The sequence below is a fragment of the Baekduia alba genome (assembly GCF_028416635.1).
Lineage (GTDB): Bacteria > Actinomycetota > Thermoleophilia > Solirubrobacterales > Solirubrobacteraceae > Baekduia > Baekduia alba.
In genome coordinates, this window is sequence record NZ_CP114013.1 from 3,847,559 (window position 1) to 3,865,140 (window position 17,582).

Annotated in this window: 15 protein-coding genes; 6 read left to right on the forward strand and 9 right to left on the reverse strand. The window is 76.1% G+C overall.

All coding sequences use genetic code 11. The annotated features are described in order from the left end of the window. Positions 1-26: 26 nt before the first annotated feature. A complete protein-coding gene (locus DSM104299_RS19330) occupies positions 27-692 on the forward strand; it encodes a GntR family transcriptional regulator (RefSeq protein WP_272473282.1) in 666 nt (221 codons plus the stop codon). Between the two features lie 2 nt (positions 693-694). Here DSM104299_RS19330 and DSM104299_RS19335 read toward each other — a convergent pair whose 3' ends face one another. Genes DSM104299_RS19335 through DSM104299_RS19355 form a run of 5 tightly spaced genes read right to left on the reverse strand, consistent with a single transcriptional unit; the run spans position 695 to position 7,964 of the window. Next, a complete protein-coding gene (locus tag DSM104299_RS19335; protein WP_272473283.1) occupies positions 695-3,364 on the reverse strand; it encodes a GH36-type glycosyl hydrolase domain-containing protein in 2,670 nt (889 codons plus the stop codon). Further along, the gene (locus tag DSM104299_RS19340; RefSeq protein ID WP_272473284.1) at positions 3,361-4,764 is read right to left on the reverse strand and encodes an alpha/beta hydrolase; all 1,404 of its coding nucleotides are present in this window, start codon (positions 4,762-4,764) and stop codon (positions 3,361-3,363) included. Before DSM104299_RS19340 ends, DSM104299_RS19335 begins: the two co-directional genes overlap by 4 nt. Continuing rightward, positions 4,761-6,380 carry a zinc-binding metallopeptidase family protein gene (locus DSM104299_RS19345; RefSeq protein ID WP_272473285.1) on the reverse strand — a complete coding sequence of 540 codons (1,620 nt, stop codon included), beginning with the start codon at positions 6,378-6,380 and terminating at the stop codon, positions 4,761-4,763. Before DSM104299_RS19345 ends, DSM104299_RS19340 begins: the two co-directional genes overlap by 4 nt. Continuing rightward, positions 6,377-7,237 (reverse strand): alpha/beta hydrolase family protein, encoded by an 861-nt coding sequence (locus DSM104299_RS19350; RefSeq protein ID WP_272473286.1) that lies wholly within the window; start codon positions 7,235-7,237, stop codon positions 6,377-6,379. Before DSM104299_RS19350 ends, DSM104299_RS19345 begins: the two co-directional genes overlap by 4 nt. Positions 7,238-7,292: 55 nt before the next feature. Further along, complete coding sequence (locus DSM104299_RS19355) at positions 7,293-7,964, reverse strand: TetR/AcrR family transcriptional regulator (protein WP_272473287.1); 672 nt, start codon at positions 7,962-7,964, stop codon at positions 7,293-7,295. Positions 7,965-8,170: 206 nt separating this feature from the next. On the opposite strand from DSM104299_RS19355, the gene DSM104299_RS19360 reads away from it, so the two are divergent. The 3 genes from DSM104299_RS19360 to DSM104299_RS19370 are packed head-to-tail and all read left to right on the forward strand — an operon-like array spanning position 8,171 to position 10,819. Next, positions 8,171-9,193, forward strand: coding sequence for a saccharopine dehydrogenase NADP-binding domain-containing protein (locus DSM104299_RS19360; RefSeq protein WP_272473288.1), 1,023 nt, complete (start codon positions 8,171-8,173; stop codon positions 9,191-9,193). A 41-nt stretch (positions 9,194-9,234) separates the two neighbouring features. After that, positions 9,235-9,798, forward strand: a complete 564-nt coding sequence (locus DSM104299_RS19365; protein ID WP_272473289.1) for an RNA polymerase sigma factor — start codon at positions 9,235-9,237, stop codon at positions 9,796-9,798. Next, complete coding sequence (locus DSM104299_RS19370; RefSeq protein WP_272473290.1) at positions 9,791-10,819, forward strand: CU044_5270 family protein; 1,029 nt, start codon at positions 9,791-9,793, stop codon at positions 10,817-10,819. The genes DSM104299_RS19365 and DSM104299_RS19370 overlap by 8 nt, the downstream gene beginning before the upstream one ends. Positions 10,820-10,827: 8 nt before the next feature. On the opposite strand, the gene DSM104299_RS19375 is transcribed toward DSM104299_RS19370, so the two are convergent. Together DSM104299_RS19375 and DSM104299_RS19380 are read right to left on the reverse strand one after the other, a co-directional pair. Beyond that, complete coding sequence (locus DSM104299_RS19375) at positions 10,828-12,303, reverse strand: sigma-70 family RNA polymerase sigma factor (protein ID WP_272473291.1); 1,476 nt, start codon at positions 12,301-12,303, stop codon at positions 10,828-10,830. Next, on the reverse strand, positions 12,300-12,611 hold the full coding sequence (locus tag DSM104299_RS19380) for a hypothetical protein (RefSeq protein ID WP_272473292.1): 312 nt from the start codon (positions 12,609-12,611) through the stop codon (positions 12,300-12,302). Before DSM104299_RS19380 ends, DSM104299_RS19375 begins: the two co-directional genes overlap by 4 nt. 108 nt (positions 12,612-12,719) lie before the next feature. Here DSM104299_RS19380 and DSM104299_RS19385 point away from each other — a divergent pair, with 108 nt between their 5' ends. Together DSM104299_RS19385 and DSM104299_RS19390 are read left to right on the forward strand one after the other, a co-directional pair. Then, the gene (locus DSM104299_RS19385) at positions 12,720-13,505 is read left to right on the forward strand and encodes a hypothetical protein (protein WP_272473293.1); all 786 of its coding nucleotides are present in this window, start codon (positions 12,720-12,722) and stop codon (positions 13,503-13,505) included. A 96-nt stretch (positions 13,506-13,601) separates the two neighbouring features. Continuing rightward, a complete protein-coding gene (locus tag DSM104299_RS19390; protein WP_272473294.1) occupies positions 13,602-14,729 on the forward strand; it encodes a diaminopropionate ammonia-lyase in 1,128 nt (375 codons plus the stop codon). Here DSM104299_RS19390 and DSM104299_RS19395 read toward each other — a convergent pair. After that, on the reverse strand, positions 14,713-16,101 hold the full coding sequence (locus tag DSM104299_RS19395; RefSeq protein WP_272473295.1) for a metallopeptidase TldD-related protein: 1,389 nt from the start codon (positions 16,099-16,101) through the stop codon (positions 14,713-14,715). The two genes, DSM104299_RS19390 and DSM104299_RS19395, sit on opposite strands and share 17 nt — an antisense overlap. Next, complete coding sequence (locus DSM104299_RS19400; protein ID WP_349294592.1) at positions 16,098-17,543, reverse strand: TldD/PmbA family protein; 1,446 nt, start codon at positions 17,541-17,543, stop codon at positions 16,098-16,100. The genes DSM104299_RS19395 and DSM104299_RS19400 overlap by 4 nt, the downstream gene beginning before the upstream one ends. Between the last annotated feature and the right edge of the window lie 39 nt (positions 17,544-17,582).

Below are 17,582 nucleotides of genomic sequence, written 5' to 3' on the forward strand. Positions count from 1 at the left end.
GCCGCGGTGGTCTACTGGCGTCTGACATGCCAGTGCCTCAGCAGCGGGCCGCGGTGGACCGCCAGCTCTTGCGCGACAACGCCTACGCGATGTTGTGTGGCGCGATCGTCGACGGGACGTTGGCGCCCGGAGAGTCGCTGCGCGACGACGAGCTGTGCGCCTGGCTCGGCCTGAGCCGGACGCCGGTGCGCGACGCGCTCGGCCGCCTGGCCGACGACGGGCTGGTCGAGATCGCGCCGCAGCGCTACACGCGGGTGAGCCCCCTGACGACCCGCGAGGCGCACGACACGTTCCCGCTGGTGGCCGCCGTCCACGCGCTGGCCGCCGAGCTCGGGGTGCCGCGGCTGAGGCGCGCCGACCACGCGCGGCTGCGGGAGGCCAACGACGCGTTCATCGTCGCGCTCACCGCCCGCGAGGCGCCCGCCGCCTACGACGCCGACGACGCGTTCCACCAGACGCTCGTCGACGCGTCGGGCAACGACGAGATCCGCCGGACCCTGCGCCACGTCGGCCCCCGGCTGCGGCGGCTGGAGCTCCTGCCCGACACGGCGCTGCCGGGCCGGCGGTCGGTCGCCCAGCACGAGGCGATCATCGCGCGCGCCTCGGCCGGCGACGTCCGCGGGACCGCGTCGGCGACGCGCGAGAACTGGCTGGAGCTGGGCGCGCTGGTGGAGCGCTCGCTCAAGGCATAGGACTAGCTTCCCGTGCGGACCGCCCAGTCCGTGGCGCGGCCCGCGCGGGTGCGCAGCGTGAACGTGACGACGTCGCCGGCGCGGCGGAACCGGGCGCGGCGGCCGCTGACGAAGACCGCCGGGTGGGCCGTCGGCGCCGGGAGCCGGACCTGCATCGCCAGCGTGCCGCCGCGGACCGGCCGCACGTAGCCGCGGGCCTGGCGGGCGCCGTAGGCGACGCCCGCGACCTTCGTGCGCACCGAGAAGCTCGACGCCGGCAGGCGCGGCGACACGCGGTAGCCGGTGGGCGTCGCATCCAACCCGCCCAGCTTGAACAGGTCGAACAGCCCCCACGCGTGGGCGTGCGTGATCTGCGTGTTGTAGGCGGTGGAGAAGCCGAGGCCGCAGCGGCCGGGCGACGGGCTCGACGGACCGGCGCACGTGTCGTCGGTCGTGATGATCCCCGACCACTGGTCCGGGTAGGTCTCGGCGTGGTTGGCCAGCGTGATGCGCCGGAACACGTCCCAGGCGTAGGCGCCGGCGCCCGGGATCGCGTCGGCCTTCTGCGCCAGCCCCCAGACCAGCGGGCCGTTCATGAACCACCACGACTCCGAGCCCGGGAAGTTCGACGTCGACTCCGTGATGTCCGGGTCGCCCTTGGCCGGGACCGCGAGCGGCCCGACCGGCGACGGGCCGCGCAGCTGCGGCGGCGCGCCCTGGTCGTCGAGGTAGCGCCGGACGTTGCCGACGATCGCCGCCGACTGCGCGGCGCTCGGCAGGCCGGCCATCAGCGGCCAGTACTGGGCGTCGGCGTAGATCGCCCCGGTGCCGAACACGCGATCGCCGATGTAGCCGCGGGCGTACCAGCCCCGGGCCTGCCACTGCGCCTGCACCGCACGCGCCAGCCGGGCGCCGTCGGCGCGCAGCGTCGCGGCGAAGGCACGGTCGCCGTGCGCGGTCGCCAGCGCGGCGAGCTGCGGGTACATGTAGGCGAAGTTGCCGGTGGTCGAGGTCGACTCGGTCAGGTGCAGCGCCGGGGTCGTGAGGTCGAAGGTGTCGCCCTCGGTACCGGGGCGGTACAGGCCGTGGGGCCCGTAGCCGATGCGCTTCTCCTGGTTGGCGTACGCCAGGCGCAGGTGCTGCCAGACCGTGCCCGCGCCGCCGCCGGCGTAGCGGACGCGCTCGTCGAGGAACGCGAAGTCGCGCGTCTGCTGCACGTACTGGATGACGCTGAGCTCCAGCCAGAAGCTCAGCTCGTCGGCGGTGCCGAACTTCTCCACGCGGCCGCACAGCGGGCCGGTCCCGTAGGGCAGGTCCCCGGTGTGGGCGCGCTGGTACTGCAGCGCCCAGACGATCGTCTCCTTGGCGAGCTTGGGGTCGAGCAGCGTCATCGGCAGCATGTGCTCCAGCGGGTCGCGCAGGGCCTCGTCGAACCCGATCGCGTACTGGTAGTAGCCGCCCTGCGTGATCGTGTGCACGCCGCAGATCGCGTCGTAGACCGACGCCGCCTTGACCATGTAGGCGTCCCACTGCATCTCGCGCCCCACCCAGGCGTCGCGGCCGCCGAGCGACACCTGCGGCACGAAGCGCCGCCACGCGTCCATGCTCTTGCGCAGCGGCTCGCGCACGCGGCCCAGCCGCCGGACCAGCCCGGTGACCTGCCGCGGCTGCGCCATGCCGTAGGCGTAGCGCAGCGTGACTGAGCGGTGCGGCGCCAGCCGCACGGCGGACTGCAGGACGAACGCGGTGTCGCCCACCTTGCCGTTGGCGACGGGTCGCGCCCCGGCCGCGCCCCGCAGGCGCGTCGCGGCGCCCGTCGGCTGGGCGCGCGTCCCGGCGCCGAAGAACCGCGCGGCGCTCGTGCCGTGGCCGTCGACCGGGGCGCCGAGCGCGGCGGCGAAGATCGACAGCGGATGCTCGTCGCCGGCGAAGGGCCGCTGGGCGACCGACAGCGTGCGGGTCGCCGCGGCGTAGCGCGGCGCGCCCATGCCGCGGTGCACGAGCTGCGGCTGCACCTCCTCCTTGGGGTTGTGCAGCACGACCGGGTTGACGTCCCAGTACTCCGACCACACCGCGTTGATCGGCTTGGTGGTGGTGTTGGTGATCCGGACGTCGTGGCGGACGGCGGGGTCGTCGCCGAACGGCGCGTAGACGGTCTCGTCGATCGCGACCGGCGCGCTGACCGTGCGCCGCGCGAAGGAGCCGACGCCGTAGCGGCGCAGCGTCCGGGCGCCGGCCGGGCGGTCGTCGTAGGCCGTGCTGATCGTCCGGCCGCCGACGCGCAGGAAGCCGTAGCCGCCGCCGTAGTGGCGCCGGTCCGGCTCGTAGCGGTTGCCCCACTGCGCGAGCCGGTCCTGATCCCAGAACTGGATCCAGCCGCCGGTGTGCGCGTCGACCTTGACGCGGCCGTTGCCGACCTGGTTCCACGCGTCGGTGCCGCCGGCGAGCGCCTGCTGGGCGGCGATGGGGTTCGTGTGCTGGTCGATGGTGTAGTCGTAGGCGGGCAGGCCGAAGCGGTCGGTCACCCAGCGGCCGAAGTCGCCGTTGCCGAAGGGCGAGGAGATGGCGGCCCGCCCGGCGTCGCCGCTGAGCGGCGGCGGGCCGGCCGCGAGCGCCGGGCTTCCGGCGGCGGCCGCCGCCGGCAGGAGGCCGAGCGCCGCGGCGAGCAGCAGGGGCAGGCGTCGTCTGGTCATCGTGCCTCGTCGATGTGGATCACGGCGCGGCGCCAGGTGCGCCGGGCCTCGGGGGTGAAGGTCGTCTGCGGGTGGCGGTGGGCGGGGCCGAGGTCGACGCCGAAGCGCAGCCGCCCGTCGGCGTCGGCGACCGCGACGTGGCGCGGCCGCGTCGCCGCACCCACGCGGTAGCGGCGCCCGGGCCGGTAGAGCGGCGGTGACGTGACCGTGACGGTCCCGCTGCCCTGCGCCGTCAGGCCGGCCCGCCGCACGTCGGACAGGTACAGGAGCTCACGGACGCCGCGGCGCACCGCGAAGTCCCAGCCCCAGGCCGCGAACGCCGCCTCGCCGCTGCGCACCGAGAACGCGCGCGGCGCCGGCTGCGGGTGGCCGACGCGCGGGTCCAGCCAGGTCAGGAAGCGCCCCAGCTCCCGCTGCCAGTAGGGCCACGCGTGCGTGCCCGACCCGTAGAAGTCGGTCGTGCGCGCCACGCCGGCGGCGTCGAGCGCGGTGGCGAAGGCCTGGTTCATCGGCCACACGACCCGCTCGACGCCCGCCTGGACGTCGGTGATCGGCCCCGGCGCGTCCAGCGGGCCGGGCACGCCGCTGCCCGACGCCACGAACAGCCCGGTGCCCTTCAGGTTGGGCGCCAGCGCGGTCGCGTCGTTGGCCGCGACGCCGGCGGCGTCGGCGCCGGGCGGGCCGAACGTGCACGTCCCGGGCAGGCCGCCCGGCGGCGTCGCGGCGTTGAGCGCCGGCGCGACGGCCCGGTAGGCGGGCAGCCCGAGGTCGACGGCCCCGGAGAACGAGCCCGCCCACCCGAACAGGCCCGGGTGGCGGGCGGCGTACTTCATCGCGCCCGCGCCGCCCGACGACAGGCCGGCGACGATCCGGCCGCCCCGCGCGGCGACGGTCCGGTAGTGGCGGTCGATCCACGGCAGCAGCTCGGACAGGTGGTAGGACTCCCATGCGGGCACCGGCGCGTGCACGCCCGTGGGCAACCCGTACCAGTCGGTGTAGGCGCCGTTGGCGCTGTCGTCGGGCATGACGACGATCAGCCGGCGGTCGCCGACGATGCGCGCGACGTCGCCCTGCGCCGACCACCCGGCGTAGGACCCGCCGGTGCCGTGCAGCAGGTACAGCACCGGGTAGCGGCGCCGGCCGCCGGCCGGGTAGCCGCGCGGCAGCAGCACGGCGACGCGCTGGCGGCCGCCCATCGCGCGCGACGCCAGCGTGAGCGTGACCAGCCGCCCGTCGGTCGCGCGGCGTACGAGGTCCAGCCCGAGCCGGACCGGCGTGGCGCGCGCCACGCACGGCGCCGGCCCGCCCGCCGCGCGCGCGCCCGGCGCCCCGTGGGCGCCGAGCAGCGTCACGGCGAGCAGCGCGCACGCGCCCGCGACGACGGCGGCCCTCCGGCTCACGGAGCCCAGGGGCAGGTCGCCGCGCCGGCCTTGCGCTGCTGGCGCAGCTTCGTCACGTTGCCCGCGATCGCGCCCCGCGACATGCCGTCCAGACGACGCAGGAGCGACGTGTAGGCCAACACCTGGCGGCGCATCAGGCCGAAGTCGATGCCCTCCAGCCCCCAGCCCGGGTCGTAGAGGGTCTGCGGCGCGGCGATCGTCGCCACCGTCGGCAGCAGGTGGCGGTTGTAAGGCGTGCCCTCGCCGCCGAAGCTGCAGTGCACCGGGACGTGGTCGCCCGGCGCGTCGGCGCCCTTCAGCAGCGCCGTGCGCCGCAGGTCGTAGCGGCGCACCTCGTCCTGGACGGCGGACACGAGCTTGGGCGAGTCCGAGACGCCGACGAGCGCGAGCTCCGGCTTGCCGGTGCGCCGCAGCGTCATCCCGATGCCGTCGGGTCGCGGCTGGACGGCGTACTCCAGCGCGCCGAGGTGCTCGAGCACCACCACCGCGTCGACCGTGCCCTTGTCGTAGTCGCGGTCGAGCTGCTCGGCGACCTGCTCGGAGCCGCCGTCGCGGACGTGGACGTCCGGGCCCTTGACCCGCTGGTAGAAGTGCGCGGTGCTGAACGCGAGCTCGATCGTCTTGGCGCGGCAGCCGCGCGGCAGGCCGGCGAAGTAGCGCGCCATCGTCAACATCGCGATCGGCCCATTGTCCTCGACGGCGTTGGTCCCGTCGGTGTGGCTGTCGATCACCAGCCGCTGCTGGCTGGCGCCCGGGATCGTGGCCAGCAGGGTGCGCGTGGTGACGGGACGCGTCGTCGCCCGGAGGGTGATCGTCGCCTGCGGCTGGCCGCCGCCGGCGAGCGCGTCGCGGATCGCCTTGGACTCGTCGGAGCCCAGCCACAGGCCGGGCGTCTTGTAGGCCAAGCCCTCGTAGGGCTCGTCGTGGCCGACGATCTGGGCCCGGGGCAGGTCCTTCAGGAACACGATGCCGGCCGCGCCCGCGCGGTCGGCGTCCTGCATGTCCTGCAGGCGCTTGTCGTAGTTCATGAAGTCGCCCTGGTAGGTCCCGGCCTGGTCGATCATGTGCGTGGGGTCGTACTCCGCCCAGCTCAGCAGCGGGTTGGCGAAGACGTTCAGCGGGACGCTGCCGCGCGGCGCCTCGCGCACGACGATCTTGCCGGCGGCGGTCGCGGCCGAGATCGGCGCGTCGTCGGCGACGACGACCAGCGGCGCGGTGACGCCGGCGGCGCCGGTGGCGCCCGAGGAGGGCACCGGGCCGGCGACCGGGAGCGCCACGGCGCGGTCGCCGACGCGCAGCTGCAGGGTGCTCGTCTGCGCCGTCCAGCGCCGGATCGTGAACCGCTGCTCGCGCAGCCGCACGCCCGGGATCCGGCGCAGCCGCGCCTCGAGCCAGTCCACGAACTGCTCGTGCGCGACGCTGCCCGTGGGCCGCGCGCCGAACTTCCACTCGGCGGCGTTGAGCGTGCGCAGCGTCGCGGCGCTGGCCAGCGACGACGTCGGCGGACAGGCCGTCGTCGTCGTCGCGTGCGCGGTCGGCGCGGCGGTCAGCGCGAAGGTGGCGAGGAGCGCCGCGCCCGCGGCGCGCGCTCCTGCCTGCCGTGTCCTCCCGATCACGGCAGCTGCTTCTCGGCCTGGTTCTGCCACGCCGTGTTTGTGTTGATCTCGGGACCGGTGCCGGCGAAGGCGCCGCGCGCGTAGGTGTCGCCGCTCAGGCGGTAGCGCAGCCAGGCGGTGATGTAGCCCAGGAAGCCGCCGCCGGTGCCCTGGATCGTGTTGTGGTCGGCGTTCTTGAGCACGGCCTTGGCCGCCGCGCCCGGCACGCTGTCGTAGAAGCCGGCGATCGTGCTCGGCGGGGAGATCAACCAGTCGTTGGCGCCGCCGAGGAAGAGCACCGGGTTGGTCAGCTGCTCGGGGTGGTACTCGTCGCCGGGCGAGACCCAGATGGTGCTCGGCAGGGCGATCGGGATCGTCGAGGTGATGAGCCCCGCGGAGTGGGTGGTCGCGTTGACCGCGCCGCCCGCGCCCTGCGAGTGGCCGACCGCGGCGATCTTCGTGGTGTCGAGCTGCTGGTAGAACGGGCTGCCGGCCGTGGCGTTCTGCGTGACGAGGTACTGCGCGCCGGCGAGCATCTCGGTGCCCTTCCCCGTCTTCGTGCTCGTGGACGCGACGACCACGAAGCCCCACGACGCGAGCTGGTGCAGCAGCCCCGAGTATTGGCTGGGCACCGCGTCGGTTCCGTTGCCCCAGGTGACGATCGGCGCCTTGACGCCGCCGGCGCCGAGATCGGCGGGATAGAGCAGGTTGTAGGTGACGCTCCCGGCCGACGTCACGTCGCTCGTGGCGATCGCCGACGGACCGGCCACCTTGTACTTGGACTCGATCGGGTTGGTGACCGCGGACGCGTTGGCGGACGCGAACGCGGACACGGCCAGCGCGAGGACCCCCGCGCGCATCAGGCGACGACGCAACATGCTCTCCTCCGGACAGACGTTGACCCTGCCGACCAATTAAATACTGTTCAGTCTTTTAAGTCAACCGGGCGACGTCGCGGTCGTCGGAGACCAGCCGGACGACGATCGCCACCAGGTCGTCGGCCAGCTCGGCCAGCTGCGCGGAGCGCCCAGCGCGGACCTCGCTGCTCACGAGCTCGGTGATGGCCATGACCAGCAGCGACGGGACGAGCTCCGGCACCGGCGCCAGCTCCGGGCGCTCGGCCCGGACGCCCGCGGCGACGTCGACGAAGATGGTGCGGAACTCCGCGTAGGCGCGCTCGCGCTGGTCCAGGGCGCGCGCGCCCGCCGCCGGCAACTCGATGAAGTAGGCGAGCGACCAGCGCGCCTGCGCGGCCCACCACTCCAGGTAGGTCGTCATGCCCGCGCGCAGCGCGCTCAGCCAGTCGGCGTGCGGCGCGGCGGCCGCCCGGACCGCGCGCATCAGGTCGACGGCCATCGCGTCGCACGCCGCGACGAAGCAGTCCTCCTTGTCGGTGAACTGCTCGTAGAACACGTTGCGCGACACGCGCGCGAGCCGCACGATGTCGGTCAGCGTGGTCCGCGCGAAGCCGCGGTCCGCGACGGCCTCCAGCACGGCGAACAGCAGCCGCTCGCGCTGCGACGCGCGCACGGACTGCTCCGACAGCTTGTGGCGGCCGCGGGGCAGCGGCTCGGGCTGGCGGGAACGCTGCGGGCCGTCGGGCACGCGGCAACCGTAGCCGAGCGCCGGCCCGGTCAGCGACCACTCGCAGATGGTCCCGCCCGCCGCGGCGCGGCAGGCGGCGCACCGGCTCGCCGCCTCACCGGACGCCCCCGACCGTACGCAACCTGACGGTTGCGCGACCGCGGTGTCACATCTGGCGGGGGTCACCCGTCATCTGCATGACCCCAGCCTGACGAGGAGCGATGACGATGCCCGACGACGACCGACCGATCGCGGTCTACGGAGCGACCGGCTACACCGGCGTGCAGGTGGTCGACGAGCTGCGCCGGCGCGGCGCCGCGCCGGTGCTCGTCGGCCGCGACCGCGAGCGGCTCGCCGATGGCGCCGGCGGCGACGAGGTCCGGATCGCCGCGCTCGACGACGCTCCGGCGCTGGCCGCGGCGTTCGCCGGCTGCTCCGCGGTGCTCAACTGCGTCGGCCCGTTCCAGACCAGCGGCGAGCGCGTGCTCGAGGCGGCGCTGGCCGCGGGCGCGCACTACCTCGACTTCGCCGCCGAGCAGGATCCCGTCCTGGCCATGTTCGACGGCTGGGACGGCCGCGCGCGTGCGGCCGGGCTCGCCGTCGTCCCGGCGCTCGGCTTCTACGGCGGGCTCGGCGACCTGCTCGCGTCGGTCACGGCGCGCGGCATGACCGACGTGCGCGAGCTGACGATCGCCTACGCGGTCGACGGCTGGGTGCTGACGCACGCCTCGCGCGCCGCGAGCGCGCTCATGGCCGGGCGCCGCCGCGCATGGCGCGACGGCCGGCTCAGCCTGGACACCGACAAGCCGCGGTACGGCAGCTTCGCCTACCCCGCGCCGCGCGGGGTGCAGCCCGTCATGGAGGACTACCCGCTGCCCGAGGCGGTGACCGTCCCGCGCCACGTCGCCACCCCGAACGTCCGGCTGGTCATGGCGCTCGCGACGCTGCGCGAGATCCTCGGCCCCGACGCGCCGGCGCCCGACGACGTGACGGCCCAGCAGCGCGCGGACACGCCGTTCTCCGTCGTGGTCGAGGCGACCGACGTGAGCGGCACGCGGCGCTCGGTCGCCACCGGCAGCGACATCTACGGCATCACCGCGCCGATCCTCGTCGACGCCGCGCTGCGCCTCGTCGCGTCCGAGGCGATCGGGGTGCTGGCCCCGAGCCAGGCGTTCGACGCGGCGGACTTCCTCGCGGACCTCGCCCAGCGCTGGCCGGCGCTCGCGCTGACCGGGGCCGTCGCGACCTGACCTGACGTGAACTTCCTAGGCTCGGGATCGCTATCCCAAGCATGAGCCCCAGCCCTTCGACCGACGCCGAGGCGATCGAGCGCTCGCTGCGCGAGCCCGGCGCGTTCGTGACCGTCTTCGAGCGCCACTACGCGGCGGTGCACGGCTACGCCAGCCGCCGCGTCGGCGGCGACCTCGCCGACGAGATCGCGGCCGAGGCGTTCCTGCTGGCCTTCGACCGGCGGTCGACCTACGACCGGGCCTACGCCGACGCGCGGGGGTGGCTGCTGGCGATCGCGTCCAACCAGCTGCGCCATCACTGGCGCGCGGAGCGCCGGCGCTGGGACGCCTGGGTGCGGGCGCAGGCCGGCCGTCCGGCGGCCGACGCGCTCCCCGAGGCGCTCGCCCAGAGCACCGTCGACGCGCTGGCCGCGCTCGCGTCCGACGACCGCGAGGCGCTCCTGCTGTTCGTCTGGGGCGAGCTCACCTACGACGAGGTCGCACGCGCCGTCGGCTGCCCGGTCGGGACGGTCCGCTCGCGGATCGCCCGCGCGCGCCGGCGCCTGCAGGCCGAGCTTCCGAGAACCGAACCCGTCCGCACCCGAGAGGAGATCTGCGATGTCTGACCTGGACCTGCTGCGGCAGTTGGCCGCGCCCGCACCCGCGCCGACCCCCGAGGCGCAGCGCACCGCGCTGCAGGCCCTCGAACGCCACATCGCGCTCGCGCGCGCCGCGGCGGCCCCGGCGCCGGCCGCCGCGCCCCCGCGCCGCCGCGCGCCGCGGCGCCGGCGCTTCGCGCTGCCGGCCATGGCCGCGGCCGCGGTGGCCGCCGCCGTCCTCGTGCTCGTGGGCACCGACGACGGCGCGGCTCCCGCGCCGGCCTCGGCCGCGACGGTCCTGCACCACGCCGCCGCCGCGGCGCGCGAGCAGGCGCCGGCCCAGGCCCTCGGGCCGGGCCAGTACCTCTACACCGAGTCGGTCGGCGCCGTCCTCTACGTGACCCAGGGCGCCCAGGCCATCCGTCGGCTCGTCCCGCTGCGCCGCGAGGCGTGGCGCGACGGCGACGGCGACGGCTGGCTGACGTCGCGCCCCGGCACGCCCACGTGGTTGACGCCGGGCGACCACGACGCCTGGGTCGCCGCCGGCCGGCCGCACCTGGGCACCGGCGCGAGCGACGTGGCGCTGAGCGGCGCCGACCGCGCCGACGTCCCGCCCGGGACCAAGACGGCGCCGCTGCCGTCGACGCCGGCCGCGCTGGCCCAGCGCCTGCGCGCCGACGCGGCCGACGCCAAGGGCGCGCCCGTCGACCAGCAGGTGTTCCTCGAGGTCGGCGACGCCCTGCGCCAGGTCAGCACGACGCCGGCCCAGCGGGCCGCGCTCTACGAGGTCGCGGCGCAGCTCCCCGGCGTCGGTCTCAGCGACGACGCGCGCGACGGGACCGGGCGCGCGGGCGTCGCGGTGGCGATGGACGTGCCCGGCAAGGCCATGCGGTTGGAGCTCGTCTTCGACCGCGACACCTACACCCTGCTCGGCGAGACGACGACCACGCTGGCCGACAACCCCTACAACCTGCCCGAGGGCACACGCATCGGGTGGACCGCCCACGTGCGGACGGCCGTCGTCGACGGCATCCGGCAGCGCCCGTAGCGCGTCGCTCAGCAGGCGACGCGCGCCGGCAGCCAGCCGCGGGTGCCGCCGTCGGTCCGCACCCGCAGCCACTGGCGGCGGGCCGCCAGGACGGCCAGCGGCTGGCCGCTGGTGACGGTGCCCGCGGCGCTGGCGCCGGGAACGGCGCGGAGCGTCGCCCGGCGGCGGCAGGCGTGGACGACCGGCAGCGGGCCGGCGCCGCGCGGCGCGGCGCGCACCGACCCGCCGCGGTCGGGCACGCGGCACAGCACCGCGACGGTGAGCCGGCGCTCGCCGGTCGCCATCCGCGCGGTGTCGAGCAGGACGCTGGCCCGGCGGCTGACGCCGACGACGGTCGCCGGGTCCATGCCGTGGGAGATGTCGTCGCCGGGGAACGGGACGAGCCCCGCGACGCGCATCGTCGCCGGGCAGGTCAGGCTCACGGCCAGCGGCCGGGCCGTGCGCCGGGCGACGGCCTCGCGGGTGACGACGGCCATGTGCGCCGGCACCGTCGCGCCCTTGGCCAGCCGCCCGCCCGGCACGCCGACGCCCTGCAGCGCCACCGGCGTCCGGCTGCCGGGGCCGAAGACGTGCGTGTGCAGCGCGTAGGCACCGCCCGCGGCGAGCGCGCCCGCCGCGACGACCGCCGTCGCCTTGGCCGCCAGCGGCTGGCCCGCGCCGCCGACCAGGCCGCCGAGCTTGCCGGTCGCGCCGAGGCCGCCGCCGAGCAGCAGCAGCGCCGCGGGCGCGGGGACCAGGACGCGCAGCTGGCGGCGGCGCTGCTTGAGCGCGACGCGGAAACGCCGGCAGTCGCGGCACGACGCCACGTGGCGCAGCGCGGTCATCGGCGGGCGCCGGCGCCGGTCGTGGGCGACGAGCAGGTCGTGGCGGATGTCCTCGCAACGCGTCTCGCGCGCCTCGGCGGCGCGCGTCAGGTTCTCCCGGGCGCGATGGACGAGGTTCTTGCTCGCGGCGGCGGAGATCCCGAGCTCGCGCGCGACCTCGTCGTGGGTGAGGCCGTCGAGCTCGCGGCGCACCAGCGCGTGGCGCTGGCTGGCGGGCAGCGCCGAGATCGCGGCGAGCGTGCTCAGCGTGGTCTCGCGCTCGATCGTCAGGTCGTGCGGCGAGGCGCTCGGCGCCGCCGGCTCGTCGCCGGTGGCCTGCAGCAGCTCGAGCGGGACCGCGTCGGTGTGGGCGCGCGCCAGCTCGTCCAGGCAGCAGTTGCGAACCAACCGGAACATGTAGGGCTTGACCTGGATGTGCCGGTCGTCGCGGCGCAGCGCGAGGTGCGAGCGCAGCAGCGCCTCCTGGACGACGTCCTCCACGACGGCGGGCCGCGCGCGGAGGATCCGGCCGGCGTAGCGGGTCAGCGCGGGCGCGTGCCGGCGCGCGAGCGCGTCGAAGGCGGCGCCGTCGCCGGCCCGGAGCATCTCGACGAGCTCGGAGTCGGCGGCGCGGTCGTAGGGACGGGACACGACGGCCGGACGGACGGGCTGGGCGCTCACCGATCCTCCGGGCAGATCGTGGACGTCCGCAGCCAGCCGCGGGTGCGGAAGCGCGTCAGCACGCGCCGCCAGCGGTCGCCGCGGTCGCGCAGCAGCACGCGGACGACGTCGCCGTCGTGGACGACGCCGACGACCGCGCCGCCGGGCGACTCCACCAACTTGACCTCGGCGGCGCAGACTCGGACGCCGTGGGGCGACGTGGCGGCGTGGGCGTCGGTGGCGGCCGCGCCGACGCCGGCGGCGAAGGAGCAGGTCGCGAGCAGCGCGACCGCGCGGCGGGGCAGTGGGGAGCGGGGAGAGCGGGGCACGTGCACGTAAGACCGGGTCCGCGCCCGAAGGTCTCGGACCTTGTGCGGGGCCAGTCTGACACGATGCAAACTCCGGTACCGATCGCGGTCCACGCCGTCATAGAGGGCATGACCATCACCTCCCCGTCCCTCCGCCGCCGCGGCCTCGCGCTGCTCGGCGCCTCGGGCGCCGTCGCCGCGCTCGCCCTCCCCGCCCTCGCCGGCGCCGCGCCGGCCGCGCTCGACCCCGCGCTCACCGACACCGGCATCCCGGCCGGCGTCCTCGAGCACGGCGTCGTCGCGTTCGACCTCACCGGCGTGCCGAAGCCCAGCCACGGCACCACCGAGTACTGGGCGACCTCCAGCAGCTGGCGCTCCGTCTCGCGCGACGCGTCCGGCGCGCTGTCCGCGCAGGGCGTCTCGTCGCCGTCGGGCAGCGTCGTGTTCAACGCCAAGGAGCGGATCTCGTTCCGCAGCGACGGGCCGAGCACCCCGCCGTTCGCCGGCTGGAGCCCGGCCTACAACAAGAAGCTCGTCGCCGGCGGGCTCCTGCAGCCGATCGGACCGCAGACCGTCGCCGGCATCGCGGGCACGAAGTACACGGTGCCCGACGGCAAGAAGTCGAACGACCCGAGCACCGGCGCCGACCACTGGGTGACCGACAACACCGCGGCGCAGACGACGATCGTCCTGGAGGACGGGACCTACGCCCCGCTCGTGCGCGAGTCGACCAGCGACAACGGCTCCTACGGCACGTTCGACCAGCGCGAGACCCTGCAGTCGCGCGAGCACACGCCGCTGACGTCGGCCACGGCGACCGCGGCGCGCGTCAGCAAGCCGGCGCTCGCCAAGCTGCTGACCCGGTGGGAGCGCCAGTCCAAGGCGTCGGCCAAGCGCCAGGCCGCGCACCGCTAGCACCGGCCGTTCGCTCGTCGCCGGCGACAGCCTCCGGGCCGTCGCTTGGCGGCGGGCGACGAACGCCGCCGCCGCCGCGCCCGGCAGGATGGACGCGTGACCGCCGCGCTCGTCTCCCTGAACCCCAACTGGACGCCCCCGGCCGCGCCGCCGGTCGTCGCGGCCGGCGACATCGACCGCTTCCACGCCTCGATCCCCGGCTTCGCGCCCACGCCGCTGGTCACGCTGCCGGAAGTCGCGGCCGCGCTCGGCGTCGAGCGCGTGCTCGTCAAGCACGAGCGCGAGCGCCTCGGGCTGCCGTCCTTCAAGGTCGTCGGCGCCGTCTGGGCGGTCAACGTCGCGCTGGCGCTCCGCGCCGACGCGCCGGTGCCCGCCACGTTCGGCGCGCTGACCGAGCTCGCCGCCGGCCTCGCGCCGGGAACCGTCCTGACCACCGCGACCGACGGCAACCACGGCCGCGCCGTGGCCCACGTCGCCCGCCGGATCGGGCTGCCCGCGCGCATCACCGTCCCTGCCGAGACCGCCGCGGCGCGGATCGCGGCCATCGCCTCGGAGGGCGCCGACGTCCGGGTGCAGGCCGGCTCGTACGACGACGCCGTGCGCTCGGTCGCCGACGCGGCGGCGACCGAGCCGGGCCACGTCGTGGTCTCCGACACGTCGTGGCCGGGGTACGAGGCGATCCCGACCGCGGTCGCCGCGGGGTATGGCACGATCTTCCGCGAGGCCGAGGCCCAGCTCGCGCAGGCCGGCGGCGGCGCCTTCGACGTCGCGCTCGTCCCGGCCGGCGTCGGGGCGTTCGCGTCCTGCGCGGTCGCCCGGCTGGCGGGGCGCGGCTGCGCGGTCGTCACCGTCGAGCCGGTCGCCGCCGACTGCGTGCGCCGCTCGCTCGTGGCCGGCGCGCCGGTCGTCGTCCCGGGGCCGCACGGCTCGATCATGGCGGGGCTGAACTGCGGCGAGGTCTCCCCCGTCGCGTGGCCCGCGCTGCGGACCGGCGTGCGCGCCGCGGTCGCGGTCGGCGACGACGCGACGCGCGACGCCGTGCGCACGCTGGCCGCCGCCGGGGTCCCGTCGGGCGAGAGCGGCGCGGCGGCGCTGGCGGGCGCGCTCGCCCTCGCGGGCGACCCGGCGGGCGCGCCGCTGCTGGGCGCGACCGTGTTGCTCCTGGATACCGAGGGCGTCACCGACGCCGACGCCTACGCCGCGATCCTCAGCGCGCCGCGCTGACCGTCGACATGTGGAAGTCGGGGATCCGCAGCGCCGGCATCGCGGTGCGGCGGAACGCGTCGCCGCGCTCGCGCGGCAGCGTGCGCTCCGTGCGGCCCGCCTCGGTCGCGCGGGCCAGGAGGTCGATCGGCGACTCGTTGAAGCGGAAGTTGTTGACCGCCGCCGTGATCCGGCCGTCCTCGACGAGATAGACGCCGTCGCGCGTCAGGCCGGTGAGCAGCAGCGTCCGCGGCTCGACCTGGCGGACGTACCAGAGGCTCGTCACCAGCAGCCCGCGCTGGGTCGACGCCACCATGTCGGCCAGCGACGCGGTGGCGCCGTCGGCGCTCAGCAGCAGGTTGCCGGCCGGCGGGCGCGGCGCGGCGCCGGTGGCGCGCGCCCATGCGCGCGTGCGCACGAGATCGGTCAGCGTGCCGCGGTCGATCCACGTGGCGGGCGCGACCGGCTGGCCGTTGTCGAAGGCCGAGCCCAGCGCGGACTCGCCGGCCGTCACCACGTCGAAGGGCAGGCACTCCAGGCCCGGCGCGCCCGGATCGGAGGCCAGCGTGAGCGGCAGCGCGGCCAGGCGCTCGCCGATGCGGTCGCCGCCGCCGGGGCGGGCGAAGACCGTCCGCCCGTCGTGCGCGTCGCGGGCGGCGATGCGCTGGTAGGCGAAGACCATCAGGTCGGCGACCGCGGCCGGCGGCAGCAGCGTCTCGTAGCGCCCCGGCGGGAGCGCCACCTCGCGCGCCGCGGTCCGCAGCCCGCGCTCCAGCTCGGCGCCGGCGGCGCCGACGTCCACCGCCGTGGCGTCGGGCACGTGCGCGCCGTACCAGGCCGAGCGCTGCATGTCGGTGGACTTGCCGGTCAGCTCGAAGCGGCCGTCGGCCTGGTCGAAGCGCCGGCGCAGCCCGGTGGACGTGGCCAACAACGTCGTCGTGCGCTGCTGCTCGAGGTAGCCGAAGGCCAGCCAGTCCTCGGCGTGCCAGCGGTCGACGAGCGCGGCCAGGCCCGGCACGACCGGCGCGAGCGCGTCCGGGCCCGTGCGCGGGACCTCGGCGCCCCAGTCGTCGTCGCAGAGGTAGGGCGCGACGAGCGGGCTGACGTCCTCGGTCGGCGCGCTCGCGCGGCTCGCGGCGTCGGCCGCGCGCGCGAGCGCCGCGGCCTCGGCCGCGGTCTGGACCGAGCGCGTCACGAGCCCGATGCCGGTGCCGGCGGCCCGCTCCCGGAACGCGATCGCGGTCATGGTCCGCGCGCTCGTCCAGCCGTTGGTCGTCATCGCGCTGGCCGCCCAGCGGAGGTTCGCGGCGCTGTGCTCCTCGAGCACGACGACGCAGCCGTCGGCGACCGACGCGGCCAGCGCCGCGTCGACGAGCTCCTGCGGCGCGCTCATGCGCCGGCCCGCGTGTTGAGGACGTTGACGCCGCGGAACAGCGCGGACGGCGAGCCGTGCGAGACCGCCGCGGCCTGCCCCGGCTGGCCCTTGCCGCAGGCGATCGTCCCGCACAACATGTAGGTCTCGGGGCCGCCCACGGCCTCCAGCGACGCCCAGAAGTCGGTCGTCGTCGCCTGGTAGGCGACGTCGCGCAGCTGGCCGGCGAGGCGACCATCTTGTATGCGATGAAATTGCTGACCCGTGAACTGGAAGTTCAACCGCTGCATGTCGATCGACCACGACGCGTTGCCGACGACGTAGATCCCGCGCTCGACCCGGCCGATCAGCTCCTCGGTCGACGGGCCGCCGGGCGCCGGTCGCAGCGACACGTTGGGCATCCGCTGCAGCGGCGCGCGCTGCGCGGAGTCCGCGTACGCGCAGCCGTTGGAGCGCCCGAGCGCGCGCGTCTGGGCCATCTGGCGGTCGAGCTGGTAGCCGACGAGCACGCCGTCGCGGACGATGTCGAACGCCTGCGCCGCGACGCCCTCGTCGTCGTAGCCGACCGTCGCCAGGCCGTGGGGCGCCGTCCGGTCGCCGGTCACGTGCATCAGCGGGCTGCCGTAGCGCAGCGTCCCGAGCTGGTCGAACGTGGCGAAGCTCGTCCCGGCGAACGCGGCCTCGTGGCCCAGGACGCGATCGAGCTCGGTCGCGTGCGCGATCGACTCGTGGATCGTCAGCCACAGGTTGCTCGGGTGGATCACGAGGTCGTAGCGGCCGGCCTCGACGCTCGGCGCGGCCGCGTGCTCGCGCAGCAGCGCCGGCAGCGCGTCGATCTCGGCGTCCCAGTCCCAGCCGGTGCCGGTCATGTACTCCCAGCCGCGGCCGGCCGGCGGCGCCAGCGTGCGCATCGAGGCGGGCCCCGCGATCGCGACCAGCTCGGGATGCAGCCGCACCCGCTGCTGCGTCGTCGTCGTGCCGGCCGTGTCGGCGTAGTGCTTGTTCTCGAGGACCTGGACGAGCGAGGCGTCGACGTGGTCGACGCCATCGGCCGCCAGCAGCCGGCGCGACAGCTGCGCCAGGCGCTCGACGCGCTCGGCCAGCGGCACGGCGAACGGGTCGACGTCGTAGTCCGAGACCCAGACCGCGTCGGCGTGGACGGGCTCGGGCGCCAGCACCGCGGGCACCCGGCTGAGCGCGCCGCCCAAGCGCGCGACCCCGACCGCGCGCTCGGCCAGCTCGGCCGCCGCGGCCACCGTGCACGTCGTGCCGCTCGCGAAGCCCCACGCGCCGTCGTGGACGACGCGCACCGCGAGGCCCAGCTCCTCGCCGTCGCGGGCGGACTCCAGCGCGCCGTCGCGCAGCCGCAGCGTCTGCTGGCGCATGCGCTGCAGCCGGACGTCGGCGTGGTCGGCGCCGAGCGCGACGGCGCGCTCCAGCGCGGCGTCGGCGAGCGCCCGCATCGGGAGCGCCAGGAAGGCTGGGTCGACGTCGCGCACGGC